10 protein-coding genes are annotated in these 16,325 nt (G+C 64.5%); 9 read left to right on the plus strand and 1 reads right to left on the minus strand.

Annotation, left to right across the window (positions count from 1 at the left end):
• Positions 1-18: 18 nt before the first annotated feature.
• The 6 genes from putA (at position 19) to trxC (ending at position 13,414) form a co-directional block, all read left to right on the plus strand.
• Positions 19-3,972 (plus strand): trifunctional transcriptional regulator/proline dehydrogenase/L-glutamate gamma-semialdehyde dehydrogenase, encoded by a 3,954-nt coding sequence (gene putA / locus NUH87_RS14965; protein WP_338526639.1) that lies wholly within the window; start codon positions 19-21, stop codon positions 3,970-3,972.
• A gap of 149 nt (positions 3,973-4,121) precedes the next feature.
• The gene (locus NUH87_RS14970; protein ID WP_338526640.1) at positions 4,122-5,924 is read left to right on the plus strand and encodes an acyl-CoA dehydrogenase; all 1,803 of its coding nucleotides are present in this window, start codon (positions 4,122-4,124) and stop codon (positions 5,922-5,924) included.
• A gap of 183 nt (positions 5,925-6,107) precedes the next feature.
• A complete protein-coding gene (locus NUH87_RS14975) occupies positions 6,108-7,850 on the plus strand; it encodes a potassium/proton antiporter (RefSeq protein WP_338526641.1) in 1,743 nt (580 codons plus the stop codon).
• A 36-nt stretch (positions 7,851-7,886) separates the two neighbouring features.
• Positions 7,887-11,237 (plus strand): mechanosensitive channel MscK, encoded by a 3,351-nt coding sequence (gene mscK / locus NUH87_RS14980; RefSeq protein ID WP_338526642.1) that lies wholly within the window; start codon positions 7,887-7,889, stop codon positions 11,235-11,237.
• A gap of 98 nt (positions 11,238-11,335) precedes the next feature.
• Complete coding sequence (selO, locus tag NUH87_RS14985) at positions 11,336-12,799, plus strand: protein adenylyltransferase SelO (protein ID WP_338526644.1); 1,464 nt, start codon at positions 11,336-11,338, stop codon at positions 12,797-12,799.
• 180 nt (positions 12,800-12,979) lie between these two features.
• Complete coding sequence (gene trxC, locus NUH87_RS14990) at positions 12,980-13,414, plus strand: thioredoxin TrxC (protein WP_040063753.1); 435 nt, start codon at positions 12,980-12,982, stop codon at positions 13,412-13,414.
• Positions 13,415-13,432: 18 nt separating this feature from the next.
• Here the strand turns inward: trxC and NUH87_RS14995 are convergent, their stop codons facing one another.
• Positions 13,433-14,206 carry a ParA family protein gene (locus NUH87_RS14995; RefSeq protein ID WP_338526646.1) on the minus strand — a complete coding sequence of 258 codons (774 nt, stop codon included), beginning with the start codon at positions 14,204-14,206 and terminating at the stop codon, positions 13,433-13,435.
• Positions 14,207-14,567: 361 nt separating this feature from the next.
• Here NUH87_RS14995 and NUH87_RS15000 point away from each other — a divergent pair, with 361 nt between their 5' ends.
• From NUH87_RS15000 to NUH87_RS15010, 3 genes are read left to right on the plus strand one after another with little or no spacing between them, the layout of a single operon-like run.
• Positions 14,568-15,287 carry a beta-ketoacyl synthase chain length factor gene (locus NUH87_RS15000; protein ID WP_338526648.1) on the plus strand — a complete coding sequence of 240 codons (720 nt, stop codon included), beginning with the start codon at positions 14,568-14,570 and terminating at the stop codon, positions 15,285-15,287.
• Positions 15,263-16,081 (plus strand): lysophospholipid acyltransferase family protein, encoded by an 819-nt coding sequence (locus NUH87_RS15005; protein ID WP_338526650.1) that lies wholly within the window; start codon positions 15,263-15,265, stop codon positions 16,079-16,081. Before NUH87_RS15000 ends, NUH87_RS15005 begins: the two co-directional genes overlap by 25 nt.
• On the plus strand, positions 16,050-16,325 hold the full coding sequence (locus NUH87_RS15010) for a phosphopantetheine-binding protein (RefSeq protein ID WP_338526651.1): 276 nt from the start codon (positions 16,050-16,052) through the stop codon (positions 16,323-16,325). Before NUH87_RS15005 ends, NUH87_RS15010 begins: the two co-directional genes overlap by 32 nt.

A 16,325-nucleotide genomic window follows, 5' to 3' on the forward strand; every position in this document is an offset into this window, starting at 1 on the left:
AACCATGAGGATAAGAAAATGGCTACGACCACCCTTGGGGTCAAACTCGACGACCCGACCCGCGAGCGCCTGAAGGCCGCGGCCCACTCGATTGACCGCACGCCCCACTGGCTGATCAAGCAAGCCATTTTCAACTACCTGGAAAAGCTCGAGAGCGGTGCAACCCTGGGTGAAATCAACGGCGCGCCCCGTAGCGACGCCGAAGACGGCGGCGACGTCCCGAGCGACCACGCCCATCAGTGCTTCCTGGAATTCGCCGAAAGCATCCTGCCGCAATCGGTCCTGCGGGCCGCCATCACCGCCGCCTACCGCCGCCCGGAACCGGAAGTGGTGCCGATGCTGCTGGAGCAGGCCCGCCTGCCGGCGCCGATGGCCGAAGCCAGCCACAAGCTGGCCGCGTCGATCGCCGAGAAGCTGCGCAACCAGAAGAGCGCCGGCGGCCGTGCCGGCATCGTCCAGGGACTGCTTCAGGAGTTCTCCCTGTCGTCCCAGGAAGGCGTGGCATTGATGTGCCTGGCCGAAGCCCTGTTGCGCATCCCCGACAAAGGCACCCGTGACGCCCTGATCCGCGACAAGATCAGCACCGGCAACTGGCAACCGCACCTGGGCAACAGCCCGTCGCTGTTCGTCAACGCCGCCACCTGGGGCCTGCTGCTGACCGGCAAGCTGGTCGCCACCCACAACGAGGCCGGCCTGACCTCCTCCCTGAGCCGCATCATCGGCAAGAGCGGCGAGCCGATGATCCGCAAGGGCGTGGACATGGCCATGCGCCTGATGGGCGAGCAGTTCGTCACCGGCGAAACCATCGCCGAAGCCCTGGCCAACGCCAGCAAGTTCGAAGCCAAGGGCTTCCGCTACTCCTACGACATGCTCGGCGAAGCGGCACTGACCGAGCACGACGCGCAGAAATACCTGAGCTCCTACGAGCAGGCCATCCATTCGATCGGCAAGGCTTCCCACGGTCGTGGCATCTACGAAGGCCCGGGCATTTCCATCAAGCTGTCGGCGCTGCACCCGCGCTACAGCCGCGCCCAGTACGAGCGCGTGATGGACGAGCTGTACCCGCGCCTGCTGGCGCTGACCCTGCTGGCCAAGCAATATGACATCGGCCTGAACATCGACGCCGAAGAGGCCGACCGCCTCGAACTGTCCCTGGACCTGCTGGAACGCCTGTGCTTCGAACCGCAGCTGAGCGGCTGGAACGGCATCGGCTTCGTGATCCAGGCCTACCAGAAACGCTGCCCGTATGTGATCGACTACGTGATCGACCTGGCTCGCCGCAGCCGTCATCGCCTGATGATCCGCCTGGTCAAGGGCGCGTACTGGGACAGCGAAATCAAGCGCGCCCAGGTCGAAGGCCTGGAGGGTTATCCGGTCTATACCCGCAAGGTGTACACCGACGTGTCCTATATCGCCTGCGCGCGCAAACTGCTGTCGGTGCCGGAAGTCATCTACCCGCAGTTCGCCACCCACAACGCCCACACCCTGTCGGCCATCTACCATATCGCCGGGCAGAACTATTACCCGGGCCAGTACGAATTCCAGTGCCTCCACGGCATGGGTGAACCCCTCTACGAACAGGTGGTCGGCAAGGTTTCCGAAGGCAAGCTGAACCGTCCGTGCCGCGTGTACGCCCCGGTCGGCACCCACGAAACCCTGCTGGCGTACCTGGTCCGCCGCCTGCTGGAAAACGGCGCCAACACCTCGTTCGTCAACCGCATTGCCGACCAGTCGATCTCGATTCAGGAACTGGTGGCCGATCCGGTGGCCAGCATCGAGCAGATGGCGACCCTGGAAGGCGGCTTCGGCCTGCCGCACCCGCGCATTCCCCTGCCGCGCGACCTTTATGGTCGCGACCGGGCCAACTCCGCCGGCATCGACATGGCCAACGAACATCGCCTGGCGTCGCTCTCCTGCGCGCTGCTGGCCAGCGCCCACAACGACTGGAAAGCCGTGCCGCTGCTGGGCTGCGTTGCCAGCAACGAAACGCCGGCGCCGGTGCTCAACCCCTCGGACCATCGCGACCTGGTGGGCTATGTCCAGGAAGCCACGACCGAGGACGCCGACAACGCAGTGCAGTGCGCACTGAACGCCGCGCCGATCTGGCAGGCCACTCCGCCGAGCGAACGTGCGGCGATCCTGGAGCGCGCCGCCGACCTGATGGAAGGCGAGATCCAGCCGCTGATGGGCCTGCTGGTCCGCGAGGCCGGCAAGACCTTCGCCAACGCCATCGCCGAAGTGCGTGAAGCCGTGGACTTCCTGCGTTACTACGCGGTGCAGGCGCGCAACGATTTCAGCAACGACGCCCACCGCCCGCTGGGCCCGGTGGTGTGCATCAGCCCGTGGAACTTCCCGCTGGCGATCTTCAGCGGCCAGGTGGCCGCAGCACTGGCCGCCGGCAATCCGGTACTCGCCAAGCCCGCCGAACAGACCCCGCTGATCGCCGCCCAGGCCGTGCGCCTGCTGCTCGAGGCCGGAATCCCCGAAGGCGTGGTGCAACTGCTGCCAGGCCGTGGTGAAACCGTCGGCGCGCGCCTGGTGGGTGACGAACGGGTCAAGGGTGTGATGTTCACCGGCTCCACCGAAGTGGCGCGCCTGCTGCAACGCAATGTCGCCGGTCGCCTGGACACCCAGGGCCGACCGATTCCGCTGATCGCCGAAACCGGCGGGCAGAACGCGATGATCGTCGACTCCTCGGCGCTGACCGAACAGGTGGTGATCGATGTCGTGTCCTCGGCCTTCGACAGCGCCGGCCAACGCTGCTCGGCCCTGCGCGTCCTGTGCCTGCAGGAGGACTCCGCCGACCGCGTGATCGAAATGCTCAAGGGCGCCATGGCCGAAAGCCGCCTGGGCAACCCGGAACGCCTGTCGGTGGATATCGGCCCGGTGATCGATGCCGAGGCCAAGGCCGGCATCGAGAAACATATCCAGGCGATGCGCGACAAAGGCCGCACGGTCTATCAGATGGCCATCGCCGATGGCGAGGAATGCAAGCGCGGCACCTTCGTCATGCCGACCCTGATCGAACTGGAAAGCCTCGACGAACTGCAGCGGGAGATCTTCGGCCCGGTGCTGCACGTGGTGCGCTACAAGCGCAAGGACATCGACCAGCTGATCGCGCAGATCAATGCGTCCGGCTACGGCCTGACCCTCGGCGTGCACACCCGCATCGACGAGACCATTGCCAAGGTGATCGACAATGTCCACGCCGGTAACGTCTATGTGAACCGCAACATCGTCGGCGCCGTGGTCGGCGTGCAACCGTTCGGTGGCGAAGGGCTGTCCGGCACCGGGCCGAAAGCCGGCGGGCCGCTGTACCTGTATCGCCTGCTGTCGACTCGACCGACGGATGCCATCGAACAGGCCTTCGCCCGCGGCGACCTCCTGGTCGCACCGGATGCCCGCCTGCGCGAAACGCTGCTCAAGCCGCTCAACGCCCTGCAGGCCTGGGCCGACAGCCAGAAGCTGGCAGACCTCGGTGCGCTGTGCGTGACCTTCGCCGCGCAGTCGCAAAGCGGTATTACCCGCGTACTCAACGGTCCGACGGGCGAGCGCAACAGCTACGCCATCCTGCCGCGCGAGCATGTGCTGTGCCTGGCGGAGATCGAAGGCGACCTGTTGACGCAACTGGCAGCGGTATTGGCCGTGGGCGGCTCGGCGGTCTGGCCGGAAGGCGAAGCGGCCAAGGCGCTCTACGCACGCTTGCCGAAAGAGGTGCAGGCGCGCATCCGCCGCGTGGCCGACTGGAGCAAGGACGAGGTGGCGTTCGATGCGGTGCTGCACCACGGTCATTCCGACCAGTTGCGTGGCGTTTGCCAGCAGGTCGCCCAGCGTAACGGCGCCATTGTCGGCGTGCATGGCCTGTCCCAGGGTGAAACCGGCATTGCGCTGGAACGCCTGGTGATCGAGCGGGCGTTGAGCGTCAACACCGCGGCGGCGGGCGGTAACGCCAGCCTGATGACGATCGGTTAAGGCCATACCGGCCGGGCACCCACCAGGTGCCCGGCCAACCCCGGGCACACCTTCCTTGCGTTCTGCCCCTCCATCACCCACATCAATCTTGCTAGGCACCACTTATTCAGCCGCCTAGACTCGGCCCACTCCCCAACAGGTAGGCCGCCATGTCCGAGATGCTGCTCAGTTCCCGCAATCTGGCTTTCGAGCTGTACGAAGTCCTCGATGCCGAGGGCCTGACCCAGCGCGAGCGATTCGCCGAGCATTCCCGGGAAACCTTCGATGCAGCTATCGGTACCGCCCGCACCCTCGCCGAAAAGTTCTTCGCCCCGCACAACCGCAAGAACGATGAAAACGAACCGCGCTACGAAAACGGCGAGGCCATCCTGATCCCGGAAGTCAAGCCGGCCGTCGACGCCTTCCTGGAGGCCGGCTTTCTCAATGCCGCGCGCAGCTTCGAGGCGGGCGGCATGCAGTTGCCGACCCTGCTGTCCCAGGCCTGCTTCGCCCACTTCCAGTCGGCCAACGCCGCCTCCACGTCCTACCCGTTCCTGACCATGGGCGCGGCGAACCTGATCGAGAGTTTCGGCAGCGACGAGCAAAAGCGCCGTTTCCTGCAACCGATGATCGACGGGCGCTTCTTCGGCACCATGGCCCTGACCGAGCCCCACGCCGGCTCTTCGCTGTCCGATATCCGTACCCGCGCGGAACCCGCCGCCGACGGCAGCTACCGACTCAAGGGCAACAAGATCTTCATCTCCGGCGGCGACCATCCGCTGTCGGAAAACATCGTGCACATGGTCCTGGCCAAGCTGCCGGACGCCCCGCCCGGGGTGAAGGGCATTTCGCTGTTTATCGTGCCCAAGTTCCTGGTCAACGACGACGGCAGCCTCGGCCCGCGCAACGATGTGCTGCTGGCCGGGCTGTTCCACAAGATGGGCTGGCGCGGCACCACCTCCACCGCGCTGAACTTCGGCGATAACGGCAACTGTGTCGGCTATCTGGTGGGCAAGCCGCACCATGGCCTGAGCTACATGTTCCAGATGATGAACGAAGCACGGATCGGCGTCGGCATGGGCGCGGTCATGCTCGGCTATGCCGGCTACCTGTATTCCCTGGAGTATGCCCGGGAACGCCCGCAGGGCCGCCTGCCCGACAGCAAGGACCCGACCACCGCGCCGGTTTCGATTGTCCAGCACGCCGACGTCAAGCGCATGCTGCTGACCCAGAAAGCCTACGTCGAAGGCGCCTTCGACCTCGGCCTGTACGCCGCGCGCCTGTTCGATGACACCAGCACATTGGCGTCCGAGGAGGAACGCCGGCAGGCCCACGAGCTGCTCGACCTGCTGACCCCCATCGTCAAATCCTGGCCGTCGGAGTTCTGCCTGAAGGCCAACGAGCTGGCGATCCAGATCCTCGGCGGCCACGGCTACACCCGCGAATACCCGGTGGAGCAGTACTACCGCGACAACCGGCTGAACCCGATTCACGAAGGCACCTACGGCATCCAGTCCCTCGACCTGCTGGGGCGCAAACTGGCGCAGAACGGCGGGGCCGGGCTGAAGCAGTTGATTCGATTGATCGCCGACACGGCGCAACGGGCCGCCGCGCACACCTCGCTGGATGCCTTGCGCCAGCCGCTGGAGGCGCTGGTGGCGCGCCTGCAGAGCGTGACCCTGGGCCTGCTGACCGACCTGGCCCAGGGCAAGGTCAACAGCAGCCTCGCCAACTCGGCGCTGTACCTCAAGGCCTTCGGGCATACGGTCATCGGCTGGCGCTGGCTGGAACAGGCGGTCCGGGCCGAAGAAGGGCTGGCCAGGGACAATCCGGCGGACCTGCCCTTCTACAAGGGCAAGCTGCAGGCCGCGCGCTACTTCCTCACCTGGGAAGTACCGGGTTGCCATCATGAACTGGCGATTCTGGAAAGCCGTGACGACACCTGCCTGGCCATGCAGGACGAGTGGTTCTGACCCCTGACTGCACGACCTGTGGCGAGCGGGCAAGCCCGCTCGCCACAACCCGATAACGCTCATCGATCGACTCAATCCCAAAGCTTTTGACAGCGGCACATTTCAACAGGTTAGAATCGCTGGCACGCAGACTGCATGGATCAGTCCGCGCCCAGCCTTTCCTGCTTTCCTGGAGTACTGCCTTTGAATGCGACGACCATCAACAGCCTGTTCTTGATCGGCGCGTTGCTGGTAGGCGCAAGCATTCTGGTGAGCTCGCTGTCTTCGCGCCTCGGCATCCCGATCCTGGTGATCATCCTGGCCGTAGGCATGACCGCCGGCGTCGACGGCGGCGGCATCATCTTCGACAACTACCCCGCCGCCTACCTGGTGGGCAACCTCGCCCTCGCCGTGATCCTGCTCGACGGCGGCCTGCGCACGCGGGTCGCGAGTTTCCGCGTGGCGCTCTGGCCGGCGCTGTCGCTGGCCACCGTCGGGGTGCTGATCACCACCGGCCTGACCGGCATGGCCGCCGCCTGGCTGTTCAACCTGAACCTCATCCAGGGCCTGCTGATCGGCGCCATCGTCGGCTCGACAGACGCCGCGGCGGTGTTCTCATTGCTGGGCGGCAAGGGCCTGAACGAACGGGTAACCGCCAGCCTGGAAATCGAGTCCGGCAGTAACGATCCGATGGCGGTATTCCTCACCGTGACCCTGATCGACATGCTCGCTAGCGGCGAGACCGGCCTGCACTGGAGCCTGCTCGGCCACCTGATTCGCGAATTCGGCATCGGCGCCATCATCGGCCTGGCCGGCGGCGGGCTGATGCTGCAACTGGTCAACCGCATCAATCTGGCCAACGGCCTGTATCCGATCCTGGTGATCAGCGGCGGCCTGGTGGTCTTCGCCCTGGCCAACGCCCTGCACAGCAGCGGCTTCCTCGCCGTGTACCTGTGCGGCCTGGTGATCGGCAACCGCCCGGTGCGCAGCCGCCACGGCATCCTGCACATGCTCGACGGCATGGCCTGGCTGGCGCAGATCGGCATGTTCCTGGTGCTGGGCCTGCTGGTCACGCCCCATGACCTGCTGCCCATCGCCCTGCCGGCCCTGGGCCTGGCCCTGTGGATGATCCTGTTCGCCCGCCCGCTGTCGGTGCTGCTCGGCCTGCTGCCGTTCAGGGCCTTCCATGGCCGGGAGAAGGCCTTCATTTCCTGGGTTGGCCTGCGCGGCGCGGTCCCGATCATTCTCGCGGTGTTCCCGCTGATGGCCGGCCTGCCCCATGCGCAGCTGTACTTCAACCTGGCGTTCTTTATCGTGCTGGTCTCGCTGCTGGTGCAGGGGACCAGCCTGCCGTGGGTGGCCAAGCTGCTGAAAGTCACGGTCCCGCCGGAACCCGCGCCCATCTCCCGCTCCGCCCTGGAAGTGCATGTCACCAGCGAATGGGAGCTGTTCATCTATCGCCTGGGGGCTGAAAAATGGTGCATCGGCGCCGCCCTGCGCGAGCTGAAAATGCCCGAAGGCACCCGCATCGCCGCGCTGTTCCGCGGCCAGCAACTGCTCCATCCGTCGGGTAGTACCACTCTGGAAGTCGATGACCTGCTCTGTGTGATCGGTCACGAACACAACCTGCCGGCCCTCGGCAAGCTCTTCAGCCAGGCGCCGCAGCGCGGGCTGGATCTGCGCTTCTTCGGCGACTTCGTGCTCGAAGGCGACGCCCAGCTGGGCGCGGTCTCGGCACTCTATGGCCTGAAACTCGAAGGCGTGGACCCGAATACCCCCCTGGGCAGCTTCATCGCCCACAAGGTCGGGGGCGCGCCGATCGTCGGCGACCAGGTGGAATGGAACAACACACTTTGGACCGTCGCCGTCATGGACGGGAACAAGATCGCCAAAGTCGGCGTCAGATTCCCCGAAGGAAGTCGCCCGGGTCCGGGTCTCTTCCTCTAAACTGCCCACTTTCTTTACGCTGCTTGACCGGTACCTATGTCTTTCTTGCGCACTTTTCTTGTCACGGCCTTGTTGGGCCTGAGCCTTTCCGTCGGCGCCCTGCAAGCGGCCGAACCGCCTACCCGTGAATCGGTCCAGCAAAGCCTGGACAAGATCGCCGAGCGCAAGCTGCCCGACGCCGATCAGAAAGCCCTGCAACTCGTGTTGCAGCAGACGCTGACCTGGCTGTCGAGCCAGGACGACTACGAAAAGCGCCTGACCGCGACCAAGCAGCAAGTCGCCGACGCGCCGCGCCAGACCGTCGAAAACCAGCGCGAGCTGGCGCGCCTGAAGGTCACCAAGGTGGTACCGGTGGCCCAGCGCTATGCCAACCAGTCGGTCCCGCAGCTCGAACAATCGCTCACCGAGCGCACCGCCCAACAGGGAGACCTGCAAAAAGCCCTGGCCGATGCCAACACCCTGATCATCACCGCCCAGACCCGCCCCGAGCGCGCGCAGTCGGAAATCAGCAACAGCCAGACCCGCATCCAGCAGATCAACGGCATCCTCAAGCTGGGCAAGGACAACGGCAAGACCCTCAACGCCGACCAGCGCAACCAGTTGAATGCCGAGCAGGCCTCGATCAACGCGCTGATCCTGCTGCGCCGCCAGGAACTGGCCGGCAACAGCCAGTTGCAGGACCTGGGCAACAGCCAGCACGACCTGCTGATGGAAAAGACCGCGCGCCTGGAGCAGGAAATCCAGGACATGCAGTCGCTGATCAACCAGAAGCGCCTGGCCCAGTCCCAGCAGACCGTCACCCAGCAATCCATCGAAGCACAGAAGGCCGGTGACAGCAGCGTGCTGGCCACCGAAAGCGCCACCAACCTCAAGCTCTCCGACTACCTGCTCAAGAGCACCGACCGCCTCAACGAGCTGACCCAGCAGAACCTGCAGACCAAACAGCAGCTCGACAGCGTGACCCAGAGCGACCAGGCCCTGGACGAACAGATCAGCGTGCTCAAGGGCAGCCTGCTGCTGTCGAAGATCCTCTACAAGCAGAAACAGGCGCTGCCGCGCCTGCAGGTGGACAAGGACCTGGCCGACGAGATCGCCGATATCCGCCTCTACCAGTTCGAGGTCAACCAGCAGCGGGAGCTGATCAGCAGCCCGGCCACCTACGTGGACAGCCTGCTGGCGAACCAGCCGCCGGATCAGGTCAATGCGCAACTGCGCAAGACCCTGCTGGACCTGGTCGTGACCCGCAGCGACCTGCTGGAGCGCCTGAACCGCGAACTGAGTGCCCTGCTCAACGAATCCATCACCCTGCAACTGAACCAGAAGCAACTGCTCAGCACCGCCCAGAGCCTGCGCGCGACGCTGGACGAGCAGATGTTCTGGATCCCGAGCAACAAGCCGCTGGACCCGGAATGGATCTCCAGCGTCCCGGCACGCCTGCAAAAACAGGTGACCACCCTGCCCTGGGCCTCCAGCTTCAGTGAGCTGACCGACGGCCTGGTACAACGCCCGCTGCTGTTCCTGCCCTTGCTGCTGTTGATCGGCGCCCTGCTGTGGCGGCGCAAGTCGCTGTATGCGCGCCTGAGCAAGGTGCACAAGGACATCGGCCACTTCAAACGCGACAGCCAGTGGCACACACCGCTGGCGCTCCTGGTCAACATCGCGCTGGCGATGCCGATCGCCCTGGCACTGGCCCTGTGCGGCTATGCCCTGCAGATCGACGCCCGCGGCCAGAACGCCAGCCTCGGCGCCGCGCTGCTGCAGATATCCCTGGCCTGGCTGGTGTTCTACACCGCCTACCGGATTCTCGCGCCGGGCGGTGTGGCCGAACTGCATTTCCGCTGGGAAAAACCCCAGGTCGAATTTCTCCGGGGCTGGATTCGCCGACTCGGCATCGTGGTCCTGGCGCTGGTGGCCATCGTCTCCGTGGCCGAGCTGCAACCGGCCTCGCTGGCCGACGACGTGCTGGGTATCGCCGTGGTCCTCGCCTGCTACAGCCTGATGGCCTGGCTGCTCAGTCGCCTGCTGCTGGGCACCCCGAACCACGGCAGCGCCTCGCTGTTCCGCAAACTGATCGGCGTGCTCTTCACCGCCATGCCCATCGCGCTGTTTATAGCCGTGTGCTTCGGCTACTACTACACCGCGCTGAAACTCAGCGACCGGCTGATCGAGACCTTGTACCTGCTGATGCTGTGGCTGGTGATCGAGGCGACCTTCGCGCGCGGCCTGGCGGTGGCGGCCCGGCGCCTGGCCTACCAGCGCGCCCTGAGCAAACGCCAGGCGGCCAAGGAGGCCGGCGACGGCGAGCCGGTGATCGAAGAGCCGACCCTGGACATCGAACAGGTCAACGAACAATCCATGCGCCTGATCCGCCTGGCCCTGCTCGGCGGCTTCGTCGCGGCGCTGTACTGGGTCTGGTCGGACCTGATCAGCGTGTTCTCCTACCTGGACAACATCACCCTCTACGAATACACCAGCGGCACCGGCGCGACCATGAGCATGGTGCCGATCAGCATCGGCAACGTCATCGGTGCCCTGGCGATCATCGGTATCACCTTCGCCCTGGCGCGCAACCTGCCGGGCCTGCTGGAAGTACTGGTGCTGTCCAAGCTCGAGCTGGCCCAGGGCAGCGCCTACGCCACCACCACCTTGCTGTCCTACATCATCTCCGGCATCGGTTTCGTCTCCACCCTCTCGACCCTGGGCGTGAGCTGGGACAAGTTGCAATGGCTGGTGGCGGCGCTGTCGGTGGGCCTCGGTTTCGGTATGCAGGAAATCTTCGCCAACTTCATCTCCGGCATCATGATCCTGTTCGAGCGTCCGGTGCGGATCGGCGACACCATCACCATCGGCACCCTGTCGGGCACGGTCAGCAAGATCCGCATCCGCGCCACCACCATCACCGACTTCGATCGCAAGGACATCATCGTCCCGAACAAGACCTTCATCACCGGACAGTTGATCAACTGGTCGCTGACCGACACCGTCACCCGCGTGACCCTCAAGCTCGGCGTGGACTACGGCTCGGACCTGGACCGGGTCAAGGAGCTGCTGCTCAAGGCCGCCCAGGACAACCCGCGGGTGCTCAAGGACCCCGAGCCCCACGTGTTCTTCCTGAACTTCGGCGAAAGCAGCCTGGACCACGAACTGCGCATGCACGTGCGCGACCTGGGCGACCGCAACCCGGTGATCGACGAGGTCAACCGCTTCATCAACCGCGAATTCAAGAAAGAGCACATCCACATCTCGTTCCGGCAGATGGAGGTCTACCTCAAGAACCTGAACGGCCAGGAATACAAGCTGGTGCCGGCAGAAGGCGAAATGCCCGCGCCAGGGCCGGCGGCAGCGGCCAGGCCGGAGCGACTGCCGCCGCCGGACAAGCTCGACTGAGACCTGACAAACGCGGCGCTCATGTTGTTTGCATGAGGCCGCTGGCGCCCGCCGGCTAATCCCAGCAGAATACTTGGACATTCCCCTGGAGCCGGCCGTTGAAAGCCCTCGACGAACTGACCTTCGATAACCGCTTCGCCCGCCTGGGCGACGGGTTTTCCACCCATATCCTGCCCGAACCCCTCGATAATCCGCGGCTGGTGGCGGTGAGTCCGGCGGCCATGGCCCTGCTCGACCTGGACCCGGCCATTGCCGAGGAGCCGGTGTTCGCCGAGCTGTTCGGCGGCCACAAGCTCTGGGCCGAGGCCGAACCCCGGGCGATGGTCTATTCGGGGCATCAGTTCGGTTTCTACAACCCGCGCCTGGGCGACGGTCGCGGGCTGTTGCTAGGCGAGGTGTATAACGACGCGGGCGAGCATTGGGACCTGCACCTCAAGGGCGCCGGGCAAACGCCTTATTCGCGCATGGGCGACGGACGGGCGGTGCTACGCTCGTCGATCCGCGAGTTCCTCGCCTCCGAAGCCCTGCATGCGCTGGGCATTCCCAGCAGTCGCGCGCTGTGCGTGATCGGCTCCGACACGCCGGTCTGGCGCGAAAAACAGGAGCGCGGCGCCATGCTCCTGCGCATGGCGCCCAGCCATGTGCGTTTCGGTCATTTCGAGTATTTCTACTACACCCGGCAACCGGAGCAGCAGAAGCAGCTCGGCGAGCACGTGCTGGCGATGCATTTCCCCGAGTGCCTGGAACAGCCGGAGCCTTACCTGGCGATGTTCCGCGAGATCGTCGAGCGCAATGCCGAACTGATCGCCAAGTGGCAGGCCTACGGCTTCTGCCACGGCGTGATGAACACCGACAACATGTCGATCCTGGGCATCACCTTCGACTTCGGCCCGTTCGCCTTTCTCGATGATTTCGACGCGAACTTCATCTGCAACCATTCCGACGACCAGGGCCGCTACTCGTTCAGCAACCAGGTGCCCATCGGCCAGTGGAACCTCAGCGCGCTGGCCCAGGCCCTGACGCCATTCATCAGCGTCGAGGCCCTGCGTGAAGCGCTGGGCCTGTTCCTGCCGCTGTTCCAGGCCCACTACCTGGACCTGATGCGCCGCCGTCTCGGCCTGACCTGCGCCGAAGACGACGACCAGAAACTGGTGGAAAGCCTGCTGCAACTGATGCAGGTCGGTGGCGTCGACTACACCTTGTTCTTTCGACGCCTGGGGGATGAATCAGCCGCCCAGGCCACGGCGCGCCTGCGCGATGACTTCATCGATATCAAGGGGTTCGACGCCTGGGCCGAGCGCTATCAGGCCAGGGTCGCCCGCGAACCGGATCAGGACCAGGCCCGGCGCAAGGCGCGGATGCACGCGGTCAACCCGCTGTACATCCTGCGCAACTACCTGGCGCAGCAGGCCATCGATGCGGCGGAAAATGGCGACTACGAGGAAGTGCGGCGACTCCATGCCGTATTGAGCAAGCCGTTCGAAGAGCAACCAGATATGGAGCGCTACGCCGAACGACCACCGGAGTGGGGCAAGCATCTGGAGATCAGTTGTTCTTCGTGAGCCGGTTCAGATGTATCGCAATTTGCTATAGCGCCAATCCGACTGACGGTGCGTTCTCCCAGACTAGATTTCCGGGTCGAACGCCGACAGTTGAAAATGTGAGGGTATGCAACAAGGCTTGATAAAACCCGCACCCGGCTCCAGATAAGGGGGTATTGGCCACTTCCCTGGAGCCCGCTGATGTCCGAACCACTACTGATCCCCTGCCCCCATTGCAACGGCCTCAACCGCATCCCCGCCGAACGCCTGGGCGACCAGCCGAAATGCGGGCGCTGCAAGGCCGCGGTCCTGCTGGATAAACCGTTCGAATTGAAACAGGGCGACTACGCCAGCCAGATCAAGGGCGACCTGCCGTTGCTGGTGGATGTGTGGGCGGACTGGTGCGGACCGTGCAAATCCTTCGCGCCGGTGTTCGAACAGGCGGCGGCGCAGTTGGCCGGCAAATGCCGCCTGGCCAAGCTCGACAGCGAGGCCAATCCGCAGTTGTCGGCACAGCTGGGGATTCGTTCGATCCCCAGCCTGATCCTGTTCAGAAACGGCCAGGAAGTGGCGCGCCAGAGCGGCGCCTTCCCGCTACCGCAGTTGCTGGCCTGGCTGCGCAGCCAAGGTCTCTGAGGCCCGCGCAAAGGCGGGTCAGGCGTTGTGCTCCAGCAGCGCGTGCAGCTCGACGAACTGCTGGGTCAGCTTGTGCCGCGGATCGAAGTGGATCAGCGGCTGGTTCGCCTCATGGGACTCGCGCATCTTCACCGAACTGGTGAGGTACACCGGCAACACCGGCAAGCCCTCGGCAATCAGGCCGTCGAGCATCTGCTGCGGCAGACTCGCCCGCGCCTGGAACTGGTTGACCACGATCCCTTCCACTTGCAGGTCTTCGTTGTGGTCTTCCTTCAACTCTTCGATCTCGGCCAGCAGGCCATACAACGCCTGCCGGGAGAAACTGTCGCAATCGAAGGGAATCAACACACGATTGGCCGCAATCAACGCAGAAACCGCATAGAAGTTCAGCGCCGGCGGCGTATCCAGGTAAATCCGGTCGTAATCCTCCGACAAATCGTCCAGCAATTTGCGCAGCTTGTTGATCTTGTGCTTGGCCTCAAGCTTGGGCTGCAGGTCCGCCAGTTCGGCCGTGGCGGTGATCACGTGCAGGTTGTCGAAGGGCGTCTCGTAGATATCCACCTGGTTTTTCTTCGAGAACGGCCCGGACGACAGGATCTGCTTGAAGAAGTCGGCGATACCCATGGGAATTTCCTCGCCGGTCAGCCCGGTGAGGTATTGCGTGGAGTTGGCCTGGGCATCGAGATCCACCAGCAGGGTCCGATAGCCCTCGCTGGCGCTGACCGCCGCCAAGTTGCAGGCAATGCTCGACTTGCCGACCCCGCCTTTCTGATTGAACACCACACGCCGCATGACAAGACCTCCGTGTATCAATGAATGACCGAGTGTAGAGGGCTTGACCGCTGCCGCGCCAGCTTGCCGGGACGAGTACTACGCCGCCCATCGCAATAACCTCACTCAGACCGGGAACTTTCCCAGCAAATTACGAAATCGCTGACAGACGTATCAAAAAAAATACGAATAATAGCCAGCTGACATCAATCCGCTCGCATTTCGTCAATTTAATCGAGCAAAATGTAACCAAAAATTTGCTACAGGCCTTGCGCACCGGGATAATGCGCGCCACTCGGCCGTAGCGCCACACCAGGGTTGGTAGGGGTTCAGGGATCAACCATGGCGTTCAAGGAAGCCCGCAGGGGCGGGAAGACATTCAGTGATCAACTTCAACATCGCCCAATGGCGCGCCTGGGCTCCGGGCCTGGAAAGTGTGGACGACTGGCAGGCCTGGAGCCGCCAGCCCGGCATCCCCGCGCCCAGCGATGCGGCACCGGACGTGTCCTTCCTGCCGGCCATGCAGCGCCGCCGTCTCAGCCGCCTGGCGCGCATGGCGTTCAGCGTCGGCTGGCCACTGGCCGAGGGTCACGCACAACTGCCGCTGGTGTTCATCTCCCGGCACGGCGAAACCCCACGCACCTTCGAAATCCTCTGCGACCTGGCCGCCGACCAGCCGTTGTCGCCCACCCAGTTCAGCCTCTCGGTGCACAACGCAGTGATTGGCCTGTGGTCGATCCTGCGCGGCTCGACCTGCGAAATGACCGCCTTGGCCGCCAACGGCGACGGCCTGGAGCATGGCATCCTCGAGGCCGCCGCGCTGCTCGATGAAGGGGCGCCCGCGGTCTTGCTGGTGATCGCCGAAGAGCAACCGCCCGAGGCCTACCACCGCTGGATCGACGACGTGCCGTTCCCCTACGCCCTCGGCCTGCTGCTGACGCCAGGCGACGAGTGGCAACTGTCCCTCGAAAGCGGCCAGGACGAGCCCAACCCGCCCCAGTGGCCCCATGCCCTCGATCTATTGCGTACCCTGTTGGGCCAACACCCCACGTGCCGACACGTATGGAAAAACCGGGTATGGAACTGGCAACGCCGACCATGACCAAGCGCCGCGACGCCTATTACTGGCGCTTGCTGGCCACCGCCCTGAGCTTCGCCCTCTTCGGGTTGAGCGGCCTGTGCCTGCGCCTGGTGATCCTGCCCTTGCTCAGTTGCCTGCCGGGCGATGCCGAACGTCAGCGCCTGCGCGCACGACAAACGATCAGCCGGCTATCCTGGCTGTTCATCCGCTTCATGGCCCGCACCGGCGTACTGACCTATGAAGTCATCGGTGCGGAGAAACTCGGGCGTCCTGGCCAGATGATCATCGCCAACCACCCGTCGTTGATCGACGTGGTGTTCCTGATCGGCCTGGTGCGCCATACCAACTGCGTGGTCAAGCAGAGCCTCTGGCAAAACCCCTTCACCCGCGGGCCCGTGCGCGCCGCCGAATACATCAGCAACAACGGCAGCATCGACATGCTCGACGCCGCCGCCGGCGCCCTGCAAGACGGCCAGACCCTGATCGTCTTCCCCGAAGGCACCCGGACCACGCCGGGCGCGGCACCGGCCTTTCATCGCGGCGCCGCCGCGATTGCCCTGCGCGGTGCGAGAATCATCACACCGGTGGTGATCAAGGTCAGTCCTACCACCCTGACCAAGGCCGAACCCTGGTATCGCATACCCCGACGCCGCGTGCACTTCAGTTTCCGTGTCGGCGCCGATATAGACCCACAAAGCTTTGCCGCGCTGGGCCCCACGCCCCGGGCCTCGCGCAAACTGAACGATTATCTGCACCATTACTTCATTAAGGAGCTCGCCTCAGATGAGCGATCCAACCCCCGCCCTGCTGCTTGAGATCAAGGAACTGATCATCGAGGCCCTGGGCCTGGAAGACATCAGCGCGCAAGACATCGGCAACGAGCAACCCCTGTTCTTCGGCGAAGGCCTGGGCCTGGACTCGGTGGACGCCCTCGAACTCGGCCTGGCGATCCAGAAACGCTACGGTATCAAGATCGACGCGGACGCCAAGGACACCCGCGACCATTTCTCCAACGTGGCCAGCCTTGCGGCTTTCGTCACGGCAAAACAGGCACAGTGA

The sequence above is a fragment of the Pseudomonas batumici genome (assembly GCF_036585405.1).
Taxonomy (GTDB): Bacteria; Pseudomonadota; Gammaproteobacteria; order Pseudomonadales; family Pseudomonadaceae; genus Aquipseudomonas; species Aquipseudomonas batumici.